The organism is Gelatiniphilus marinus, from assembly GCF_042684345.1.
GTDB lineage: Bacteria > Bacteroidota > Bacteroidia > Flavobacteriales > Flavobacteriaceae > Gelatiniphilus > Gelatiniphilus marinus.
The window spans coordinates 51486-74850 of record NZ_JBHULK010000001.1; the positions used below are offsets into that span (position 1 = coordinate 51486).

17 protein-coding genes are annotated in these 23365 nt (G+C 34.1%); 3 read left to right on the top strand and 14 right to left on the bottom strand.

Annotated features, from left to right (window positions below; translation table 11 throughout):
• Window position 1: 1 nt before the first annotated feature.
• The 11 genes from ACFSQS_RS00245 to ACFSQS_RS00295 form a co-directional block, all read right to left on the bottom strand.
• Entirely contained in the window at window positions 2–1462 is a 1461-nt protein-coding gene (locus tag ACFSQS_RS00245) for a TolC family protein (RefSeq protein WP_388012270.1), read from the bottom strand.
• A 6-nt stretch (window positions 1463–1468) separates the two neighbouring features.
• Window positions 1469–2821, bottom strand: coding sequence for an ABC transporter permease (locus ACFSQS_RS00250; protein ID WP_388012273.1), 1353 nt, complete (start codon window positions 2819–2821; stop codon window positions 1469–1471).
• Between the two features lies 1 nt (window position 2822).
• Complete coding sequence (locus ACFSQS_RS00255) at window positions 2823–4067, bottom strand: efflux RND transporter periplasmic adaptor subunit (protein ID WP_388012276.1); 1245 nt, start codon at window positions 4065–4067, stop codon at window positions 2823–2825.
• Between the two features lie 150 nt (window positions 4068–4217).
• On the bottom strand, window positions 4218–5033 hold the full coding sequence (locus ACFSQS_RS00260) for a DUF4249 domain-containing protein (protein WP_388012279.1): 816 nt from the start codon (window positions 5031–5033) through the stop codon (window positions 4218–4220).
• A gap of 4 nt (window positions 5034–5037) precedes the next feature.
• Window positions 5038–7413, bottom strand: a complete 2376-nt coding sequence (locus tag ACFSQS_RS00265; protein WP_388012282.1) for a TonB-dependent receptor — start codon at window positions 7411–7413, stop codon at window positions 5038–5040.
• 72 nt (window positions 7414–7485) lie between these two features.
• The gene (locus ACFSQS_RS00270; RefSeq protein WP_388012285.1) at window positions 7486–9693 is read right to left on the bottom strand and encodes an NADP-dependent isocitrate dehydrogenase; all 2208 of its coding nucleotides are present in this window, start codon (window positions 9691–9693) and stop codon (window positions 7486–7488) included.
• A 961-nt stretch (window positions 9694–10654) separates the two neighbouring features.
• A complete protein-coding gene (gene rplS, locus ACFSQS_RS00275; protein WP_388012289.1) occupies window positions 10655–11005 on the bottom strand; it encodes a 50S ribosomal protein L19 in 351 nt (116 codons plus the stop codon).
• Between the two features lie 332 nt (window positions 11006–11337).
• Window positions 11338–12363 carry a hypothetical protein gene (locus tag ACFSQS_RS00280; RefSeq protein WP_388012292.1) on the bottom strand — a complete coding sequence of 342 codons (1026 nt, stop codon included), beginning with the start codon at window positions 12361–12363 and terminating at the stop codon, window positions 11338–11340.
• Between the two features lie 99 nt (window positions 12364–12462).
• Window positions 12463–12783, bottom strand: coding sequence for a hypothetical protein (locus ACFSQS_RS00285; protein WP_388012295.1), 321 nt, complete (start codon window positions 12781–12783; stop codon window positions 12463–12465).
• Between the two features lie 6 nt (window positions 12784–12789).
• Window positions 12790–13467, bottom strand: a complete 678-nt coding sequence (gene trmD / locus ACFSQS_RS00290) for a tRNA (guanosine(37)-N1)-methyltransferase TrmD (protein ID WP_388012299.1) — start codon at window positions 13465–13467, stop codon at window positions 12790–12792.
• Between the two features lie 88 nt (window positions 13468–13555).
• Complete coding sequence (locus tag ACFSQS_RS00295) at window positions 13556–16033, bottom strand: TonB-dependent receptor domain-containing protein (protein ID WP_388012302.1); 2478 nt, start codon at window positions 16031–16033, stop codon at window positions 13556–13558.
• A gap of 223 nt (window positions 16034–16256) precedes the next feature.
• Between ACFSQS_RS00295 and ACFSQS_RS00300 the strand changes: the two genes are divergently transcribed.
• On the top strand, window positions 16257–17636 hold the full coding sequence (locus ACFSQS_RS00300) for an alanine/glycine:cation symporter family protein (protein WP_388012305.1): 1380 nt from the start codon (window positions 16257–16259) through the stop codon (window positions 17634–17636).
• Between the two features lie 89 nt (window positions 17637–17725).
• On the opposite strand, the gene ACFSQS_RS00305 is transcribed toward ACFSQS_RS00300, so the two are convergent.
• From ACFSQS_RS00305 to ACFSQS_RS00315, 3 genes are all read right to left on the bottom strand, one after another.
• Entirely contained in the window at window positions 17726–18394 is a 669-nt protein-coding gene (locus tag ACFSQS_RS00305) for a 3'-5' exonuclease (RefSeq protein ID WP_388012308.1), read from the bottom strand.
• Window positions 18391–20310 carry a DUF294 nucleotidyltransferase-like domain-containing protein gene (locus tag ACFSQS_RS00310; protein ID WP_388012311.1) on the bottom strand — a complete coding sequence of 640 codons (1920 nt, stop codon included), beginning with the start codon at window positions 20308–20310 and terminating at the stop codon, window positions 18391–18393. The genes ACFSQS_RS00305 and ACFSQS_RS00310 overlap by 4 nt, the downstream gene beginning before the upstream one ends.
• Window positions 20311–20405: 95 nt before the next feature.
• Complete coding sequence (locus tag ACFSQS_RS00315) at window positions 20406–21611, bottom strand: multidrug effflux MFS transporter (RefSeq protein ID WP_388012314.1); 1206 nt, start codon at window positions 21609–21611, stop codon at window positions 20406–20408.
• Window positions 21612–21708: 97 nt separating this feature from the next.
• Between ACFSQS_RS00315 and ACFSQS_RS00320 the strand changes: the two genes are divergently transcribed.
• Complete coding sequence (locus ACFSQS_RS00320) at window positions 21709–22335, top strand: DEAD/DEAH box helicase (protein ID WP_388012317.1); 627 nt, start codon at window positions 21709–21711, stop codon at window positions 22333–22335.
• A gap of 397 nt (window positions 22336–22732) precedes the next feature.
• Entirely contained in the window at window positions 22733–23365 is a 633-nt protein-coding gene (locus ACFSQS_RS00325; RefSeq protein ID WP_388012320.1) for a DUF7103 family protein, read from the top strand.

Genomic DNA, 23365 nt, shown 5'->3' on the forward strand with positions numbered 1-23365 from the left:
TTTAATCAAAAAGAATATCTTCAACTTCTATTTTTTTATCATTAATAAAATCATAAAGCGTAAGTTGTTTTAATATATAATAATCTCGCCAGAAATTTTCTAGAGAATTTAAGTATTGAAGTATAGCTTTATCCCTTTCTTCTAAAGCAATGTTCAAATCTGTAATGGTTACTTTGTTTAGCACATACCTTTTTTTAGAAATTTCGTAACGTTTCATTGAAACTTCTTTAGCTTTTTCGGCAGTAACTAAAAAATCTCTTTGGTTGGACCAGTTTAAAACATGCAGATAAATTTCTTGTTCAAATTCTTGCTTGTCTTGGTTGATATTATTGTTGGTTAAATCTAAATTAGCTTCAGCCATTTTGCGTCTGGATTTGGATACGCCCCAATCGAATATAGGTACGCCAACAGAAACTGTAACGTTTTGCTGTTTGTTAAAGTTGTTGAAAAGGTTGTTAAAATCTTCGCCATTTTGCGATATTCCAAAATTAGCCCTTATGGCTAATTGCAGCCTATTATTTCCTTTTTGAAATGCCACTTCTTTTTCGGCCTCCAACCGTTTTCTTCTAAATTCTATAACTGCTTTTCGGTTAGACTGCGCTTCACTTAAAGCTTTATCTACATCGACATTAAAAAGCGGTAGGTCTTCTGGAATTTCTAAGGTTAAATCTTCGGTATCTAATTCTAAATAGCGTGCTAAATTTTGTGACGCTCTTTTTAACTCGACCGTATTTGTGGTAACTCTATTTTTAGAATTTAAGAACCTTAACTCCATTTGCAAAAGTTCGTTTTCGGCAATCTTTCCAATTCTAAATCGTCCTTTTGCTATTTGAAATAAGGTATCTTGATTTTTTAAGTTGGTTTCTGAAATGGCCAACTGCATTTGCGCTTTTAGCAAATCGAAGTAGCGATTGGAGGTGCTAACAGATATGCGCTCCATGTTTTCGATAAAATCTCTTTTTGATTCTTCGTAAATGAGTGGTTCAATTTTTTTGTCCCATTTGAATTCGTTGAATAATATTGAACGTTGAAAATAATTAACAGAAAACGGAACAACAGAATACCCGATATTATCGTCTAGACCAAATAATTCTACACGCTCTAAATTTGTATTTACGGACAATGTGCCACCTGTGTAGGGTACACTTTGCGAAATTGACAAACCGCCCTCTATAAGTAATTGGTTTTGTGTTACAAAAATATCTTGTCCGGCATCATTTGTTATTCTATTTACAGCATTTGTGTATTGCGGTAGTGTAGCGGTAAGCCTAAGCTCTGGTAAAAAACTTGCTTTGTAACGTCTGTAACGCCAGTAATTGGATTGGTTTCTGTTTAGGTTAATTTTATAATCGGGCGATTTTTTTCGAGCAATTTCAATCGCTTCGTTAAGCGTTAGTTTTTTGGACTGTGCATTATTGAATAATGGAAAAACAACAATAATAAGAAGGAGTATTTTTTTCATATTTTATTATTCTGATCTTAAAGCTTGAATGGGTTTTTTGTTAGCGGCTGCTTTTGCGGGGAATATTCCAAATATCAAGCCTACGGCAACAGCAATAAAGAATGATACCAAAATTGAATTTAAAGATAAAACCGTTTCTATACCGGAAACTATTTCAATAATGTAAGCTCCCATAACTCCAACGATAATTCCTATAATTCCACCGCCAACGCTAATGAGTACAGATTCTGATAGAAATTGTAGAATAACATCTTCTTCTGTGGCTCCAATGGCTCTGATTATGCCTATTTCTTTGGTGCGTTCTAATACCGAAGCTAGCATAATATTCATAATGCCAATACCACCAATTAATAGCGATATGCCTGCAATAATGATTAAAACAATATTAAATATTTGCTTTGTTTTTTGTTGTTGTTTAAGGAGCTGGATGGGTATTTCTATTTCAAAATCCAACACATCGTTATGTCTTCGTTTTAGCATTTTGCTTAAAACTTCGGCAGTTGCTTTTAACTCGTTTGAATTTGAAACTTGTACCGTTAATTTATCTATTTGATGATAATTGCCTCTGGGTTGCCTCTGTTTAGGGCCATTTTGATTTCTATTTCTAGCCCCTATTTTATCACTAATTATTTTGCGGTCTTTGTAACGTACTAAAAATGTGTTTATGGGTATATATACGTCTTCATTTAAATCTCTTATTCCTAAGTTTTCTTGTGCTTTATCAGAGATTAATTTTTCTTCAATAACACCTATTACCTTTAACCAAACATCTTTAACTTTAATTTGTTTGCCTAAAGCGCTTTCGCCTGTAAATAATTTTTTTTCAACTTTTTTTCCTATAATACATACGGGTAAGGCGTTTTTAATTTGGAATTCTGAAAAACTTTTACCGTTTTCTAAGTTTATATTTGAAGACTCAAAAAACGAAGGGGTTATACCAACGAGTTTAACAGAGTTTTGTCTGCCATTGTTAATAACATACGTGTTTAAAATAATTTCTGGGCTAACAAGTTTTATACTCGGAATGTTTCTTTGGGCACTTAAAGCATCTTGTATGTCTAACCCTTTTGAAAATCGTTTTGGCTCAGATTCACCAGCATTTTCATCGGTTTCCTTGGCGTCTTCATCTTCTTCATCGGGTATGGGTGTAACCACAATGTTATTTACACCTACTAATTCTAGTTGCGATAATATTTCTTTTTCGGCTCCATTACCTATGGCAAGCATGGTAATTACAGAAGCTACACCAAAAATTATACCTAGTGCTGTTAAAAAGGTTCTAACCTTATTTGTTTTTATAAACCAAAATGCCTCTGTGAAATTAGATTTTAGTTTGTCTAAAAGTAGTTTGTCTATCATCTTATTTTAATAGCGTTATACTTTTATCTTCTAAATCTTTGGGTTTATTTAAATAAACAACCTCTTCTTCTTTTAGCCCCTTATTTACAATTACAACTTCGTTATTTGATGCACCCAATTCTACTTGTTTTTTATTTATGGATAAACCAGATTTTACATAGGCATAACTAATGGAATCTTTGGCAAAAACGGCTTCTAACGGAATCATTAAAACATCATTTTTTTTATCAATTAGTATTCTGTTTGATGTTGTCATGCCAGGTCTTATATTTTCGTTGGTTTCATTTAATTTAATTAAAACCTGAAACAGTTTAATATCCGAGCCTGCTTTAGTCTCGCCCACATTGGCAACATCGGTTACAATGCCATCAAGCTCAATATCTGGGAAAGCATCAAAACCAACTTTTACTGTTAAGTCTTTTTTTATTTTTCTAATGTCAACTTCGTTGCTATAAGTTCGCGATTCCATTTTAGTTAAATCTGGTAAACTGGCAATGGCAGGTTGCCAAGGCGATATTGTAGACCCTACTTTCTTTTTTGTGCCGTTCCACTCCTTTATATAGGTTACCATTCCATCATCATCAGAATAAATGGTGAATTCTTTTTGTAATTCTAATAATTCTTTTATTCGTTTAGAAATTTTGGAAACCTCTGTGCCAACCTCAATCATTTTTGCATTAGCTTGTCTTTTTTTAATAGAGTAGTCTGCTTTTTTTTCTTTTAAATCCCGGGCTGTTTTCTCAATTTTAATTTCTAAAGATCTAATGGTTGCTGGCGGCTCATAAATAGAGCGTTCTAATTCTAAACTGTCTTCTTCTATATTAAATAATAAATCTTTGATGGAATTGCGTTCTTGCTTTAGGGTAAGTGTGGTATCTAATTGTTGTTGCGTAAATCTTGATTGTGCTTTTTCAAGGTTTAATTGGGCATCAAGTATTTTGCCGTTAAGTTCAGACACATCAAGTTTACCAATATACCCCCCTTTTTTTACAATGGTTCCTTCAGGTACTAAATCTTGAATTTTTATATTGTAGATACCAAATCGTCTTGCGTTACTAGGGCCATTGATTTCTTTTGAACTTGTAGATTGTGCTTCGCCAGAAATTAAAACTTCGTTTAAAAAAGTGCCTTTAACTACTTTGGCGGTAAGTGAAACATCTTCATCGGTATTGGAGCTAAAAAACGAATAAACAATAATTAATAAAACGATTGCGCCAAAAATAAAGGCGATTTTTTTTTTGTTCATATTACTTTGAGTCTTGATTGATTGTTTGTAAAAGTAAATAAAATATAAACTTGTAAGATTTTATTTTAGTTAAAATCGTCTTAAACATTTTATTTATTTTAAACTATACATCAAAAATTAAGTCATAATGGTTAATTTCAAATTATAAAGTTATTCTACAAGGTAAGAAAAAATACTGGTTTCAGAAACCCTAAAATACCCCAAGGGGTAGTTGTTTGCGTTGGTTGTGTTTATGCAATTGCCTCTTACGGTTGCTGGTTGGGTTTCAAAGGGGTCGCCAGATTCGTCGTCGGTTTGTTGCAGTAAAATATTAAGATAGCTGTAGGTGCTACTGGAGATGCCGTAACTTATAATTTCTAATTGGTCGCCGCTTATAAGCTCATCGTCTGAATAAAACGCGAAAATTCGATTGCCGTCTGTAAACTCGTCATCGTAAACCTCAAGGTTAATAGTGTTTGTTACTGGTTTTCTAAATTCGAATAAATAGTAGTTTTCAATATCCTTTGGGTCGGTATAAAAGGCTTTAATTTCTGTTTCGTCACCTGCAAAACCGCCATCGTTTTTTTGCTCAACAAATTCAATGGGTGTTACCGGTATTAATGTTTCGGTAGCGGTAAATACTTCATTTTTATAAACAATGGTTAAGGTGTATTTGGTGCCAATTACAGGAATAAAGGTATTGGTTCTGTAGAGGCCTGTGTTGCCTTCTTCGGTAAAATTAAAGGTATTGTTATTGGTATCGGTTACAGTTACTATTGCACCTGTTGCCGGTGGAATAACTTCATCAAAAAAAGGAGCAGTGAGCGATAGTTTAATTTGTTGTACGTTACCGGTTGTGCCTTTTTGCCAATTTAATGAGGCGTCTATAACCAATCTGGTTTCGGCAGTCTCTAAATCGACCTGAATAACGTCTTCGCAAGACATTGTAAGTATGCTAATTATAATAAGGAATGCTAGTTTTTTCATGAACTTATAGTTTGAAATTATAAGAAACTGATGGCACAATGCCAAATATTGATAAACGCGTTGCTTCGTTTGAGCCTGTTGTTGTATTTTGACTGAAATTTATTGAAGCCGCATTTTTACGATTGTAAATATTATAAAAACCAAAAACCCAATGGCTTTTCCACTTTTTGTTTTTTGCTTGTTTTGGCTGGTATTTTAACGAAACGTCCAGTCTGTTGTACGATGGTAATCTGCTTTCGTTGCGCTGGCCATAATTGGGAATATTAATACCATTATAAACATATTGACCATTGGGGAAAGTTGCTGGCTGCCCCGTTTGGAATATAAAATTAGAGTTAATTTCCCAACTATCATTTAATTTATAACTTCCCGTTAAAGAGATGTCGTGCGTTTTATCATAAGGTGTATTGTACCAATTGCCGTTGTTAATACCTGTTTCGTTTGCTGTTCTGCCTTGGGTTTTTTGCTCAGATTTAGAGAGTGTGTACGCCAACCAACCATTAAATCGGCCTTCGTTTTTTCTTAGTAGAAATTCTAAGCCGTAAGCTCTAGCTTTTCCGTTAAGGATAACCTGCTCGATAGCGTTGTTTGCTATTAAATCTGCACCATCAATATAATCTATCCTGTTTTTTATGGTTTTATAAAAACCTTCAATTTCTAATGAATATGCATCATTATTAAAATTTTTAAAATAACCCAAAGCGTATTGGTCCAATAATTGGGGTTTTACATATCTACCACTTGGTGTCCAAACATCTAGCGGTGTTGGCGAGTTTGTGTTCGATAATAAATGTAAATATTGACTCATTCTGTTATAGCTAGCTTTTACAGAACTGTTTGAATTGATTTGATAAGCTGCTGAAAAACGCGGTTCTAAATTGAAGAATTTTTCAATCACATTGCCACGTTTAAATGATTCTGTACCAATAGGATTGGCTTCTTCGTAAATTTGAAAATTGGCGTTAAAAACGACAGCTTGATTGTTTTCATATACATTAAGTTCGTCTTGCCCCAAGCGAAAAAACGAACTCCATCTTAACCCGTACGATAACGCCAGTTTATCCGAAATTTTATGTTCAGCATCAAAATAAAAAGCGTTTTCAAAAGCGTACTTGTCTATAAGTTTAAACGGATTTATGCCCGAAGTTTCCACAGTTGGGTTTATTTCCCCGGGATTAAATTTGTAATAAATGCCATTAAGGCCGTATTGCAATTTTAGTTTATCGTTTAAATAATGTTTAAAATCGTATTTAATATTAAAGTTTTGGATGCCAGAAACCCAATCGAATTCTACAAAATTGAGTTTTAAGCCATAATAATAATCTGAATAAATTAGTGATAGGTTAGAAAACAGTTTAGCAGAAAATAAATGGTTCCATCTAAAATTCAATACCGAATTGCCATAGGTATTTTCAAAAGCATCCTGTATTCTAAAAACATCTCTACCAAAATAGCCCGATAAATAGATGTTGTTTCTGTCGTTTATCTTATAATTCAGTTTGGTGTTTAAATCGTAAAAATAGGCAATGTTATCAATGTCGAAAAGTGGTAAAAATAAATGGGCATAACTGGACCTTCCGCCAAAAAGAAAAGCACCTTTATCTTTTTTAATAGGGCCTTCGGCAAGTAATCGGCTAGCTACAATACCAATACCACCGTTAAGCCCAAAGGTTTTACTGTTGCCCTCTTTTTGGTAAATGTCTAAAACCGAAGATACACGACCACCGTAACGTGCTGGAATTCCGCCTTTATACAAGCGCAGATCTTTAATGGCATCTGGATTAAAAACCGAAAAGAAACCAAACAAATGCGAAGAGTTGTAAATAACAGCTTCGTCTAAAAGGATTAAATTTTGATCTGCCGAACCGCCCCTAACATTAAAGCCAGAAGAGGCTTCGCCTGCATTGGTAACACCTGGTAAAAGGGTAATGGCTTTAACAATATCGGCTTCGCCCAACACAACGGGAATGTTTTTTATGGTGTTTGAGGTTAAAGTATTAACACTCATTTGCGGGTTTTTAATGCTTAGTTTTTCAACATTCTTTGTTATTATAACTTCGTTTAAGCTTTCTAGAGATTCAACTAAACTTATGTTTTTGGAAATATCGTTATTTAATTCAATGGTTTGTGTTATGGTTTTGTAACCAAGGTAACTAATAATTACAGAGTAAGTACCTTTTGGTAATGTGATGGAATAAAAACCATATTCGTTGGTTGTGGTTCCTGTTCCGGTTTCTGGGAAAATAATGTTAACACCTATAAGTGTTTCGTTGCTTTTTTGTTCTGAAATAATTCCGCTTAGCGTAAATTTTTCTTGAGCATTTAGAGAGAGGCTATAAAACGATATGGCCATAGTAAACCATAGCATAAAATTTTTCATGCAGTTTTTTTTATAAAAATAAAAAAAAGCCCCTAATTTTAGAGGCTTTTAACAAAATATATAGATTAGGTACTATAATATGCTATTAAGCGTTTTGCTTGGTCGCATGGTTTGGTTTGTTAAAGTTTCGTTTGGTTTGTAGTAGCCGCCAATATTTGTTGGCTTTCCTTGAATTTCTGTCAATTCTTTTATAATAGCAGTTTCATTATCTGCTAATTGTTTTGCTAATACTGAGAACTCCTTTTTTAAAGCTGCATCTGTATTTTGATTTGCCAATTCTTGGGCCCAATACATGGCTAAATAAAAATGGCTGCCTCTATTGTCCAGTTCGCCGGCTTTACGCGATGGGCCTTTTTTGTTTTCCAATAACTTATCGGTGGCATCATCTAGGGTTTCGCCCAATATTTTGGCTTTTGTATTATTATTCACTTCGCTAAAATGTTCTAATGAAACGGCAAGTGCTAAAAATTCACCTAAAGAATCCCAGCGCAAGTGGTTTTCTTCTAACAATTGTTGTACGTGTTTTGGTGCCGATCCGCCAGCGCCCGTTTCAAACAGCCCGCCGCCATTCATTAAAGGTACAATGGACAGCATTTTTGCACTTGTACCTACTTCTAGAATAGGGAACAGGTCTGTTAAATAATCGCGTAGCACATTACCTGTAACAGAAATGGTGTCTTTACCATCTTTTAATCTTTGGCAGGTAAATTTTGTGGCATCGACTGGAGATAAGATTCTTAAATCCAAACCATCTGTATCGTGGTCTTTTAAGTAAGTATTTACTTTTTTAATAAGTTCTGCATCGTGCGCTCTGTTATTATCTAGCCAAAAAACGGCTGGAGTTTGCGATGCTTTGGCGCGAGTAACGGCTAGTTTTACCCAGTCTTGAATAGGCGCATCTTTAACTTGACACATGCGCCAAATATCTCCTGTTTCAACTGTATGTTCGATTATAGTTTTGCCCGAAGCATCAATAACCCGTACCGTACCGTTTGAAGGGATTTCAAAGGTTTTGTCGTGCGATCCGTATTCTTCGGCTTTCTGTGCCATTAATCCAACATTAGGTACCGTGCCCATGGTTGTAGGATTGAATGCACCATGTTTTTTGCAAAAATCTATGGTTGCAGCATAAATTCCGGCATAGCTACTATCTGGAATTACAGCTTTGGTATCTTGTTGTTTGCCTTCGGCATTCCACATTTGTCCCGAGGTACGAATCATGGCTGGCATGGATGCATCAATAATTACATCGCTTGGAACATGTAAATTGGTAATACCTTTATCTGAATTTACCATGGCTAAATCTGGGCCGTTTTTAAAGGCAGTTTTAATATCAGCTTCTATTTCGCTGCGCTTAGCTTCTGGTAATGTTTGTATGTTACTTAGTAAATTTCCAAAGCCATTATTAACATCAACACCAATTTCTTCAAATGTTTTTTGGTGTTTTGTAAATACATCTTTAAAAAAAGAACGAACGGTATGGCCGAATATAATAGGGTCTGAAACCTTCATCATAGTTGCTTTCATGTGTAGTGAAAACAACACGTTTTTTGTTTTGGCATCTGCAATTTGTTCTTCTAAAAAAAGTAATAAAGCTTTTTTGCTTAATACTGTGGCATCAATAATTTCGCCTTGTAATAATGCTAAGTTGTCTTTTAAAATGGTATTGTTTCCGTTAGCATCAATATGTTTTATTTTTACAGTTGTAGCATTTTCTAAAGTTACAGATTTTTCGTTATGCGCAAAATCGCCATGGCTCATGGTTGCCACATGTGTTTTAGAATCGCTAGACCATGCGCCCATAGAATGTGGGTTCTTTTTTGCATAATTCTTTACGGCTTTAGGAGCGCGTCTGTCTGAGTTTCCTTCGCGTAAAACTGGGTTTACTGCACTGCCTTTAATTTTATCGTAACGCGATTTTATATCTTGTTCTACATTGGTTTTAGGCTCATCGGGGTAATTAGGAATGCCAAAACCTTGTGATTGCAACTCTGTTATCGCTGAGGTTAATTGCGGTATTGAAGCACTAATGTTTGGTAACTTTATAATATTGGCTTCGGGTTTTTTTGCTAATTCGCCAAGAAAGGCTAAATCGTCTGAAACACGTTGATCTGCGTTTAAAAAATCTGGAAAAGCAGCTAGTATTCTTGCTGCCAACGAAATATCTTTAGTTTCGATATGAATTCCGGAAGACTTCACAAAAGCCTCAACAATGGGTAAAAAGGAACGAGTTGCTAAAGCTGGTGCTTCATCGGTTTTGGTATAAATAATTTTAGACATTTACCTTGGTTTTTTTATAGGTTTGTAACTAAAAAACAAGCGCAGAACTACTGCTGGCTTTTTTTGCGAAACGAATATACAAAAATAGACTTTTATAAAAGTTTTAAAGACTTGCGAAGTAAAGCGTTTTGAAACGAATTTGTTAGAATGGCAAAAAAGCAATGCGCTTGTAAGAAATTGATAAAAAAGAAGTGCAGAAATTATAAAAAATAAAAGCCATATCACTGTAGAATTTAATCTACTTTGACATGGCTTTCTTTGAAATAACCTTACATGACCTATTTAGCATTGCTGTTAAAGGGGTTTTAATTTTCAAAAAACCTTTTCAATTCAAGTATTGATATTTCAAATGAAACATTTTGTATGGTAATTTTCAAAATGTATTGACCTATTACCAAAATGTTTCGGTTAAATTGTTTTTTCGTGATGCCTTGCGTTTAGCCATTCATTTTCATGTTTGGTAAAACCTAGACATTGCCTTATTTATAGCCTTAACTTTCGTTAACGGCTACTTTTTCAAGCTTTCGGCTGTACTAGATTCCATCTGCTTGAGCATCTGGGACTTTTTACAGCGTCAGGGTTTGTTGCTCACAAACGCTTGGGCGCGGTACATACAAACCTAAAAAAACAATTATATGTTTAAGAACGTTTTTGTTATAGACTTAAATATAAATTCGTTTTTAATTACGAAACCAAACCAAGGTCGTTATTATTGTCTGTTGCTAATATACAACTAGATTATAAAAAAACAATTTTTTTAAGCAATTAGATATCAACCATTTATAAACCGCACTTATTAACATTTGTTGATAAAATCTTGTTTAATAAGCAGCCTGCTATGATAACAACAATGCGCGGAAGCGCTTAACAACTTAGTTTTAAACAAGCAACCAAAAATAAGTACAATAAAAAGCCCCAACATATTGTTAGAGCTTTAATAGAATTTACGAAGCAGGTAGTATTAGTTTCTACGTTCTTTAATTCTGGCTTTCTTACCTGTAAGCCCTCTAAAGTAGTAGATTCTTGCTCTGCGAACAGCACCACGTTTGTTAACTTCAATTTTTTGCAATGCTGGTAAATTAATTGGGAAGATACGCTCTACACCAATAGTGCCAGACATTTTTCTGATTGTAAAAGTTTCTGAAGTACCAGAACCTCTTCTTTGAATTACAACACCTCTAAAAAACTGGGTACGAACTTTTTCGCCCTCTCTAATTTCATAAAATACTGTAATTGTATCTCCAGCTGAAAACTCTGGAAAGTTCTTTTTTGTTACAAACTCGTCTTGAACAAATTTTAATAAAGATTCCATATCTTTAAATTTAATTATAGTTAATTCAGAACAACATTCACGATTTTCGCCAGAGGTTAACCCGAAATTGGGTGCAAAGATAATTAATAATTAACAATGCACAATTAATAATTGCTTTTTTTGGGGTGTTCCTTTTTGCTTAAAATTTAGTAATCATTTTATGTTTTGTAAAAGCAAAAAGTCAGGCTTTCACTACTCAATCTTTTTGCTGAAAAATGCAAAAAGGATTTCAAACATGCCGTTCAATCCTTAACACGGCTTCAGTAATTCTAAAAAGCTTTTCGTAAAAAATTAAGTGTTATTATATTTGTTATATACGTTAGGCAATGTATTTATTCATAATATTCAATTTTTCGTTTTACTATTTTTAATGGTTTATTGTTTTTAAATTCAGTCTTTTCGATCCAATTATTATTAGAATCGTATTTAAATTTATAACTCCAAACGTCATCGGTTTTTCCATCACTTGTCTTGACTGTTTTTTGAATCAAATCTCCTTTTTCATTAAATATTGTTTTCTCAATAAGAGCGAATTTATTTCCTCCAAGATTAGAAGTAGATTGTTTTAGTTTTCCATTTTCGTGATACTCATTTATTATTTCGTCGAAGATTGAGTCATTTTCTATGTTGAATTTCTCAACAATTAATTTATGGTTCTTATCGTAAAAGTATTTGTTTTCTATTCTGATTGTGTCCCAAGTTCTATACTCGATAACCTTTTCTTTTTCTTTAAGGTTTTGATTATTAAAACTTCTCTCTATTAATTTTACAGGAACGTTTCCGTATTTAAATTCGCTTTCTGAAATCAGATTGTTGTTTTTGTCATATTCGAAACTGTAAGTCAAATGAATAGTGTCATTTTGAATAATTTCTCTTTTAATTGGTCGATTTTTTTCGTCTCGCTCAATTTTATCAATTCGCTTAAATTCATCGTTGGATATTATAATTTTAGTGATACTATCTTTGGAATCGTAATTAAACTCGTAATTTAAAAAAGAGCCTTTTCCATAATTGTCAATTTCTTTTCTTTTAACTAAAAGGTCATTTTTATCGTATGTGTAAATATTTTCTTCGATTACTTTTCCGTTATAAAGAAACTCTTTTGTTGAATTCAGATTTCCAAGCCTATTAAATTCAATTAGTGAATTACGGTCAAGTGCGAGTGAATTTATTTTTTCTCCAATTTTAAAAGTGTCTTTTTCAACAATTAGATTAAAAAGATCAGATTTTACAGACTGTATTTTACTATTAAAGTTATAGTTTGTTAGGTCACTTTTTCGATCAGAATTAACTGTTGATTTAGTGCAACTAAACAACAAAAGGGAAATTGTAAATAATATTCCGAATGTTTTTTTCAAATGTTGTTTAATTTCTTATATCGTAACTTTTACTGCCGATATCTTATAAATAAATCAGGATATAGTACCTTTTTTGTTACTGTTATCACGTAAAAATAATTACTTTTTCTTATAATAATTTAAAGCCAATAAAAACAACCCAATACCAAAAACCAAAAAAGAAAACGCATTAAAAAAACTAAGCGTTACTTGTGCGTTTACTATAGCTTCAGGTCCTTTTTGTGCTGCCAAAACGTTATAAATAAAACCACCTGCAAACCCCATGCTAACTAATAGGCTGCCAATAAGTAAAAGTATTGCTGCTACCGATTTGTTTTTTACAACTATAAGTATTGAAGCTATTAGAATAATTAAATGGATTAAACCATTAATTAAACCAGTTATAGCAAATTGCATTTGTAAAGCATCTACGTTTTCCATAATTGTTTAATCATTTAATAAGTCGGGTCGGCGTTCTTTGGTGCGTAAATAGGCTTGTTCTTCGCGCCATTTTTCAATTTCTGGTAAATTGCCGCCGAAGAGTAATTCTGGAACTTTCCATCCTTTATAGTCTCGTGGTTTTGTATAAATGGGCGGCGCTAATAAATTGTCTTGAAACGAATCGGTTAGGGCAGAAGTCTCATTGCCCAAAACCCCAGGGATTAACCTAATTACAGCATCGCAAAGTACAGCGGCACCCAATTCGCCACCAGAAAGCACATAGTCGCCAATGGATATTTCGCGGGTTATAAAATGGTCGCGCACCCGTTGGTCCACACCTTTATAATGGCCGCATAAAATAATAATGTTTTCTTTTAGCGAGAGTTGGTTGGCAATGCCTTGTTTTAGGGTTTCGCCATCGGGTGTCATGTAAATAACCTCGTCGTATTTGCGTTCTTTTTTTAAGGCGGCAATGCATTTGTCGATGGGTTCTATCATCATTACCATACCTGCGCCACCACCAAATTGGGTGTCGTCGATGGTTTTATAATTATCTGTGGTATAATCGCGTAGGTTATGAAAATGAACTTCAACCAAGCCCGCATTAATAGCGCGTTTTAAAATAGAAGCTTCAAACGGACTTTTAAGTAATTCTGGTAAAACGGTTATAATATCTATACGCATGCAGTTTTGTTTAAGTCCCGATGTCTCCCGGTAATTATTGCGACGGGATGCAAAGGTAATTTAATTGTTTGGGTTTTTTTAGGTTGGTTTAACGTCTTCTTTGGCCAGAAAACTCCATGGCTTCTCCTTTGCCAAAACCATAACTAATACCAAAGTTTACAAAGCGCCCGCGTTTTCTGCTATTAAACAAATAAAAGTCTGGTTGTGTGGTGGTGGTTTGGTTTATTCTGGAAGCAAAAACATCGCGAATACTTAAATTTAAAATAACTTTTCCTTTAAGGATTTTTTTTCTTAAACCTAAATCTGCAAATAGGTTATCTGCAATTACAGTTTGCACGGTTTTGTATTTGGACCTATAATCTGCAGATATTTCTATATCAAAATCGGCAGGAAGTTTAAATTTAGTGGTTAAGCTGCTGGCCCATTGATTACCTTTAAAATTGAATGAGGTAGTTTCAAAAAAACCATTTCTGGAAAAATAGTTGATATTAAAATCGCCTTGTACAGAAAACCAATTTGATGGTGCGTATTTTCCGTTGGCTTCAAAACCTGTGGTTGTATTTGTGCCCACATTTTCTGGTCTTGAGGTGCTTATGTTATTATTAAATGTTGAAATACGCTCAACAACATCAACGGTATAGCGGTTATACAAACTAAAATTTAATGAGGCCTTGCCAATTTTATGTATGCTTGTAATCTCGTAAGAATCTGTGTATTCTGGTTTTAAATCTGGATTGCCTTTAGAGATGCTAAAGTTGTTTCGGATGTTTGAAAACGGATTTAGCTCCCTGAGCCCGGGTCGCCTGATTCTTTTTGAATATCCGGCCTGTAACGAAAAACTAGCGTTTAACTTAAATGATGTATGAATGCTTGGAAACAGGTTAGCATAGTTGTTTTGGTTGCTTTCGTTGGTGGTTCTCAGTAAAGTGTTAAGGTTGGTGTGCTCTAACCTTACCCCAATTTTAAGTCCCCAAATATCGCCTTCGTAAGCGGCCGTAGTGTAAAGGCCTAAAACCTTTTGGTTAAAATCGAATACATTGGTTAAATCTGGGTTGTTAACCCATTCATTATTAAATAAATTGCTTACTGCAAAATCGTTTGATACGCTATTAATAACATATTGCGAGCCTGTTTCTATGGTGTATTTATCTAAAAAAGGATGGGTATAATCTAACTTGAAGGTGTAATCTTCTAAAGCATAATCGGTTCTTGTTTTTTGTTTAAAATCTTCATTACTACCTAAAATAAAAGTGTTATCGAAATCTGAAAATTGATCTTTTCTAAAAGAACTTCCTAAAGCACTAAACAATAAACTTTGTTCTTTGTGCCTTTTAAAGTCTTTTTTGTATTGTAATTCGTAACGAAGTTTTGGGTTGTCTGCTTCTGTTTTTTCATCGCGAAGCCAACTGTTGGTCGTGGTATTTGAGGCGTTTGTTTGATTGAAATTGGTTTCAGACCATTGGTCTTCAACCTCGTAAGCATAAGAGCCCGAGAGCGTTAAAACGTTGTTGCTGTTTATATGATAATCGGCACCAATAAGGATGTTTGCAAATTTTTCATCAAATTCACTTTCGCCAAAGCTATTTATGGTCGTGTTGTTTATTAAATCTTGATTGATGGATTTACGCTCATCTGGATAGGTACGAATGCCAAACCCTAATTGGCTAAACAGATTGAATTTTTCGGTACGCTTGTTTACGCTCAAACCAAAGCTATTGCTATTAGGAACCCCAATATTTAAAGTCGCCGACCCATTTATGCCGCGTTTTTCAGATTTTTTTAATATTATGTTTATAATACCCGAAGTACCCTCGGCATCGTATTTTGCAGAAGGGTTGGTAATAACCTCTATTTTATCAATCATATCTGCGGTAATACTCCCTAAGGCATTACCATCTGCACTAGCAAGAACAGAGGGTTTGCCGTTAATAAGTATTTGCACACCTTGGCTGCCTCTTAAACTTATTTCGCCCTCAATATTCACATTTACAGAGGGTATGTTATTTAAAACTTCTAAAGAGCTAGCTCCTGTAGAACTTAAATCTGTACCTACATTAAACACACGCTTATCTAATTTAAATTCCATTTGTGATTTTTCGGCACGAACCACAACTTCGCCTAAAGCTAAATTGTCTTCGGTTAATACAATGGTTTTTAGATTAATAGTGTTTTCTTTAATTTCAAAATCTTTGAAAGTCCTTGTTTTAAAACCCATAAAACTAACTTCAATATAAAAATCGGTATCCTTGGTATAAAAGGCAAATGTACCGTCTAGCGATGTTATGGCGCCAGTTAAAGGGGTTTTGGTACTGTTGTCTAATACGGCTATGGTGGCGTATTCTATAGGAAGGTTGTTGTTGCTTTCTAAAACTTTTCCGGTAATTAGAATTTGAGGGTTTTGAGCCAAAACAAATGGGCATGCAACTAAGATGAGTAAAATTACAGTAAGGTTTTTGTGCATAATCTGGTTGGTAGCAATTTTTTTAGCAAATATAAAACTTAAAAATTGAATTGCTTTTTCTTCTTGCTTGCTTTTGTTATGGGTTTTAATGCACAGACCGCCCATTAATTTTATTTCTGAAAAACCACTTGTTTTTTTTTAAAGATAGCCTGATTCTGTCTGCTAAAAATTCATTTAAAGCCATTAAAACGTTGTACTAATGGTTGGTAATTTGTATTAAAGTAATTTTATTTCAATTGATTTTATGGCATATTGTTATTAAAGTATAAACAATTTTAATAGTTTCACGCATCTTTAATACATTTATAACATAAACTAACTCATTTTTATGGAACAACTTAAACAGTTTACTGCCGATTTTTCTAGTGCCATGTGGGGGTTGCCCTTGCTCGTGCTTCTTATTGGTGGCGGATTATACTTGTTAATTCGGTCTAGGTTTGCAACATTTCGTTTAATTGGGCATGCGGTACAAGTGCTTCGCGGTAGGTACGACGACCCGAACGATCCGGGGCAAATAAGCCATTTTCAAGCATTAACTACGGCGCTTTCTTCAACTATAGGTATGGGCAATATTGCTGGTGTTGCCGTGGCTATTTCAATTGGTGGTCCCGGAGCTGTTTTTTGGATGTGGGTAAGTGCCGTTGTGGGTATGTCCACTAAATTTTTCACTTCTACATTGGCCATTATGTTTAGAGGGAAAGATAGTAATGGCGAGCTACAAGGTGGCCCCATGTATTTTATTATGGAAGGCTTGGGTAAATCTTGGAAACCTTTAGCTATTATGTTTAGCGTTTGTGGTTTAGTTGGTGCTTTACCAGTTTTTAATGTAAACCAGCTTACGCAAGCTATAAACGATATCTTGCTCAAGCCCAACGGAGTTGAAGTTGGATTTGCCTCTAACCTAATTATTGGCTTGGTGCTGGTTAGCATTACAGCCGTTGTTATTCTTGGTGGCATTGGGCGTATTAGTAAAACAGCAGCTAAACTCGTGCCATCTATGGTATTGCTTTATTTTGTTTCTGTTATGATTATTTTGGTTGTAAATATTGAAGAGGTTCCAAAATATTTTGCCATGATTTTTACCGATGCTTTTGCGGCCAATAACTTTAAAGGCGATGCTTTTTTTGGTGGTGTTGTTGGCGGATTGATTTTATTGGGAATTAAACGTGGTGCTTTTTCAAACGAAGCTGGTATTGGTACAGCGCCTTTAGCGCACGGTGCCGCAAAAACCGATGAGCCTGTGCGCGAAGGTTTAGTTGCTATGTTGGGGCCGGCAATAGACACCTTAATTGTTTGTACGCTTACCGCTCTAGCCATTTTGGTTACAGGCGTTTGGGAAACCACAGCCAATAATGGGGTGAGTTTAACAGCCTCTGCCTTTGGCAAAGCCATACCCGGATTTGGTAAGTATTTGTTATTGGTTTGTATTGCGGTGTTTAGTATCTCTTCGTTGTTTTCTTTTTCATATTACGGATCTAAATGTTTATCGTTTTTAATTGGTGCCGATAAAAAACATTATTACAATTATTTTTATATCGCCAGTATTATTTTGGGGGCAACAACAACTTTGGATATGATGATTAACCTAATTGATGGCGTATTCGCTTTAATGGCCATACCTACTATGTTATCGACTATAATACTCGCTCCAAAAGTGATAAAAGAATTGGCGGCATATAAAGCCCGATTAAAAACCAATAAACTATAAATAACAATTAATTTATGGGTTTATTTAAATGAAAAAGCATGCTGTTATTACTAATTTAAACACTAAAGGAAGGGTTATGGTATTATTGATTATCGGTTATTTAAAAGATAATCCCAATTTAGCTGCTTTCTTTTGTTTAAACGCGCTAATATCTTTAAAAAGACAACGGCGGTTATAAGGGCGTCGCCACTAGCGGTATGCCTGTCTGTTATAGGTACATTTAGTTCTGTGCACAAATCGTCAAGTGTGTAGTGGTCTTTTAGATTTTCTCGATATATAATATGCTTCGATTTACTGAATAAATACCCCGTATCTATAAATTGGTTTTTTAATTTCCCCAAACCATGTCTTAACAGCATCTCGTTTACCATGTTTTTATCAAAATTGGCATGGTGCGCAACTAAAACCGCATCTTTAATATAATCTAAGAAAGAGGTAATGGCCTCCAGTTCGTCAATTTTTTCTAGTGCTCCTGTTTTTAATATGCCGTGTATTTCAACGGTTTTTCGACTAAAAACATCTTGCTTTAAATACACTTCGTAGCTTTTTTTTACTTTAATAGACTTATTTAAAATAGAAACCGCTCCAATAGATAGAATTCTGTCTTTTTTCCTGTCAAACCCTGTAGTTTCGGTATCAAAGGCTACAAATCTGGTGGTTTCTATGGTTTCTTTTTTATTGCTGTTGAAGGCCTCTAGGTAGCGCAACCAAAAATCGGGATAGTTTCTTTTTTTGCGTTTAAACCATTGCAGTTTCATATTGGTAAGGTTTTTAAATCGAACCTAAGAATCAGTGTTTTTTGAATTTCATCAATAGGTTTAAAGCAACGTTTTAGTTTAAGTTTTTCTTCTTTGGTTAGTGTTTCCAAATCAATAAATTTCCCAGAGGTATTATGTCGCAGCCCTTGTTTTGTTTTAAACTTTGTAAGCGCTTTAAAGGCGTACGAGCAAGATTCGTAAAGCTCTTTGTTGTTGGGTTCTATTTCGGCTAACTTTTCGTAACGCTCAAAGGTGTTGTTAATGCCCTTAATTTGTTTGCTTAAAGCAAGTACCCTAGCGGCATCAATTAAAGGCATAAGCCCTCTGTTTTTTATATTGAACAGGTCTTTTTGGTCGCCATTTTTTTCTACCAAAAATTGTTTGAAAAACCCTAAAGGGGAAGGGCTTTTTACTGCATCTTGTGCTAATAACTTGTTAAACGATACACTGTTTTCCAGGGTATTGTAAATGGTGTTTGTTAATTGGTCTATTAGTTTTTGGCTGCCATAAACCAAATTATAATCAAAAAAGATAGAGGATAGTAAAACGGCTTTTTCATCGGGTTTTAAAATCCAATCTTTAAATTGGTTTTTCCATTCAGAAATAGATTTGCACCACGCTTCATTGCTTGCCATCATATCTGCTTCGCAGTACTCAAATCCTATTTTGTTCAAAGATTTTGTAATGTGTTTTGATAGCTCTAAAAAGTAAGCTTGGGTTTCCTTGTATTGCGCTTTGGGCACATCTTCAAAAACCAAAGCATTGTCTTGATCTGTAAAAAGCAGTTGTTCTTTTCTGCCTTGACTTCCTGTGGCTAACCAAGAAAATTTAACTGGCGGAGGCGTTGGCATTTTTGGCAAAGCAATTTCTATAGCCCTAACCGTAATGGCATCGTTAATTTTTGAGATTACCGTTATAATATGTGAAATGGGGATGTTTTGCTCTAAATAGTTTTTTAGTAAAGTATTTGCTTTTAATCGTATGCTACGTAATTTCTTAGTACGTTTTGCCCTAATTATTTCTTTTAAAATAGCCGAAGGGTTGTTGCCTAATGATACCAATATATCGTGATTTGTTAATACTCCAACAAGTCTGGAATTTACCGTGCCGTCTTTGGTAATGCATAAATGGGCAACATTATGCTTTATCATTTGTAACTGCGCATCGGCAACGGTTAAGTCTTTTTTACTTGTTATTACTGGCGAAGTCATAATATGGGTTACAGCCGTATCAATAGGAAATAATCCTGTTGCAATTTTGTTTTTTATATCGCTATTTGTAATGATGCCAACTGGTTTTTTGGTGTCGTCAATAACAATAATATACCCGATTTTGTTTTTGCTCATTTTTAAAGCGGCATTTTTTAAGGATGAACTGGTAGAACAGGTTATGGGTTTTTTTGTGTAATTGGCAGTTTGAAAATTAGCAATGTCCTGCGAATTATTAGGTAGGTAATCTATAAAAATTTGCTGAGTTTCTTTGGTGGTATAAGCATCGTAAGCATTGGTGGCAAAGGCGGTTATTAAATATTTATAAACTTTAGAGTTGTTTTCGGCTGCTTGTTGAAAACTGCCTATGGGTATGCCATATACAATAGATTCTTCGTGAGCAGAAGCGGTAAGTTTATAGTTTTCTTGGGCAACCAATGGCCTTACTCCAAATATATCTCCTGTATCACTTATTGATACAATTTCTTGATCGTTCTTATTGGCATTGGTTAAACTTATGGCACCGTCTCTAACCATATAAAAATGATTGTTGAAATTGGCACCTTCTTTAAATAGCACATCGCCTTTTTCCAGATAAATAATAACTACTTCTTTGGCAATATCAAGAAGTTTTTTTGCATTCAATAAATCGAAGGGCGGATAAATCTTTAAAAAATCGCGAACACGTTCTGCTATAGAATTTTTCATTTTAAACTAATGTGTGTTGTTTTTTATGCCAATATAAGGAGCTTCATATTTTTGGCGATCAAATTTATCAAATATGTTTAAAACAAATTTTTTATTCAAGCATTTGCGAAACTTATTTTTCTTTTTACAATTATAAAAACCAAAACCGATAAAATTCCAAAAACCGAAAAACCAATAAACAAAGGCAGTACCGAGTTAGATACAAAATTACCAATATAGTTTGCAATAGGTACAGCCATTACTGTAGAAATAAAACCGTTAATTGCAGCGCCAATTCCGGCAATATGCCCAAGAGGTTGCATGGCTAAGGCTCTTAAATTTCCGAATAAAAAGCCAACTGCAAAAAACTGCAAAGCAAAAAAGCTAAGCAAAACGACAATACCGGGATTTTCACCAGACGAAAACAAAACCACATATAAAACCGAAATAATAGCATAAGCAATACACGCTACGTAAGCAATTTTCATCATGCCAAATTTAACTACAAAACGGCTGTTTAAAAACGTTGCTAAACCTACAGAAATCGCTAAACTTGCAAAAATATAAGGAAACATTTCCGCTAAATTATATTGCTCTTGGAAAATTTGTTGCGATGTACTTAAATACACCATAAAAGAGCCTGTTATAAAACCAGATATAAGGGTAAACGCAACGGCATCTTTATGCTTAAAAAATTCTTTTGTACCGTCAATAAAAAGGTGACTTGTAAATTTTATGCGTTTTTGTTTTGCTAATGTTTCGGGTTGCCGCAGCCAAAACCAAATCATTATTAAAACACCAAATAGTAAGTTGAAATAAAACACCGATTCCCAGTTGTAAAGCCCGATTAAAAACTGACCCAAAGTTGGGGCAACCACAGGAACCAGTATAAAAAACATCACTACAATCGATATTATTTTTGCCATATAATTACCGCTGTAAGAATCTCTTATCATAGACATAGTTAAACTTCTTGGAGACGATAACCCCACGCCCTGTAGTATGCGCCCTATTATCATCATTTCAAAACTATTGGTGGTTACGCAAATAATGCTTGCTATAATAAATACTATAAATCCAATAAAAACTATGGGTTTTCTCCCAAAGCTGTCAGATAATGGTCCAAAAAGAAGCTGTCCAAAACCCAACCCCAAAAAAATCATAGTAATAAGTAATTGATTGTCTGCAGGATTTTTAACACCCAAATCTTTTCCAATTTCAGATAATGCAGGCAATAAGGCATCAATAGATAGTGCTACAATAGACATTAACGATGCCATTAAAGCCACAAATTCAAACTTAAAAGCGTTATTGTTTAGCATGGGGCAAAAGTAAACTAATTATTTTCTAAAAATCAATTATGTGCTAATACCCATAGGTATTTAAAAACTTACCTTTGTGGCTTAAAGAAAACCGTTTATGTCTTTTAAAAAATTAATTGAACCTTTAGCAGATGCCATTAATCACAAAGGATTTAAAGAACCTTTGCCTCTCCAAAAACAAATTTTATCTAAAATAAAAAGTGGTGCAAGTTTATTTGTAATTGCGCCAGAAAGCAGCGGTAAAACCACAAGCCTGATTATTAGTGTGATTCAGAAATTGAAATACGCCAAAGAAGATGCACCAAGAGCTTTAATTTTTGTGAAAGATAAACAAGCCGCTTTAAATTTAGAGTTAGAGTTTAACGCCTTTAAGCGCGGAACCGATTTAAGGGTATTTTGTGCTTACGACGAACATGATATCGATATACAACGAGACAATATTTATGAAGGCACAGATATTGTAATAGCCACACCAAAACGCTTGAATAAACTATTTTATCTTAACGGAATTAATTTAAACAAGTTGCAAATGTGTATTGTTGAAGATGCCGATTTTTTATTTAGAAATAGTAATTTTGCCCAAGTAACACGTACCCCCGAAAGTATAGGAAAATGTCAATATCTTGTCTTTACCGATACCTTTGATGCACGTTTTAAGCGTTGGCAAGCTGCCTTTATGTACAACGCACAAGTTGTAAAATTTAACCAGGCTTTGTTGCGTTAGAACATTGAATGCAAGTTTGTTTTTAAAATGATTTGGGTTTTATGATGCCATATTAAGGCATTAAAAAAAAAGCCTGCAAGATTTAAACTGAAAACGGGAAACTATTTTAATTAAGACTTCTTATCTTTTTTTCATCAAAATTATTTTTTAATGATTGTCTGTAATGTAACTTAAATTGGTTTGTCAACCAAAACTTTTTGCAGGGCCACATAAAGCGAGTAACTGTATGTTAAATAATAATGAGATGCTGAAACGCGTTCAGCATTACCTTATGCTATATTATTACTAATTGCGGTTATACAATATTTTTAATTCGTGTTCACTAAAGATACTGGGTACAAATCATTTCTTTTAAAATTTAATTGCTTAATTTTAGTTGTGCTATAAATAGAAAAATATGCGCTTTAGAATTCAAGAACGATATACTGCCGATGATAGGATGTTTTTAATCGTAGAAATCATCATCACTTTTATATGCATGTTTATTCCCTTGATCCTGTTTTTAGTGGATGGCGAGATTAAACCTAGTATTAGTGCTTATGTTGATATGGAAAACAGCCATGTTTACGGACTCTTATTTGGGATAGCAGGCATGACATTCCTACTTAATGGCGCTCTGTATTTTAAAGTTGAAAACGACGAAAAACGAATGCCGCAACTTAAATCGTTACCCACTTTAAGCGATTCGGTTTACAATAAAAAACAGATGGGGAAATGGTACAATATTGTTTTTGGAATTTCACTTTTTGGCATCGCTATATTTCATTACGATAAACCCATTTCTCAGTACTTTCATTTAGCTTTTGCACTACTGTTTTTTGTTGGTAGTGCCGTTGTTATCTTTTTTTTACATGACCCTGAAGACACATGGAAAAGTAGAATTTTAGCCCTAATATCTATTATTGTATTGGGCATAGCTTTTTTTAGCAACGGCAGTCTCATTTCATTATTTTGGGCAGAAACTATAGCGTTGATAATTATTGCCATTCATTATATTTTAGAATCGTATAGAATTTGCTTAGACTTTTAG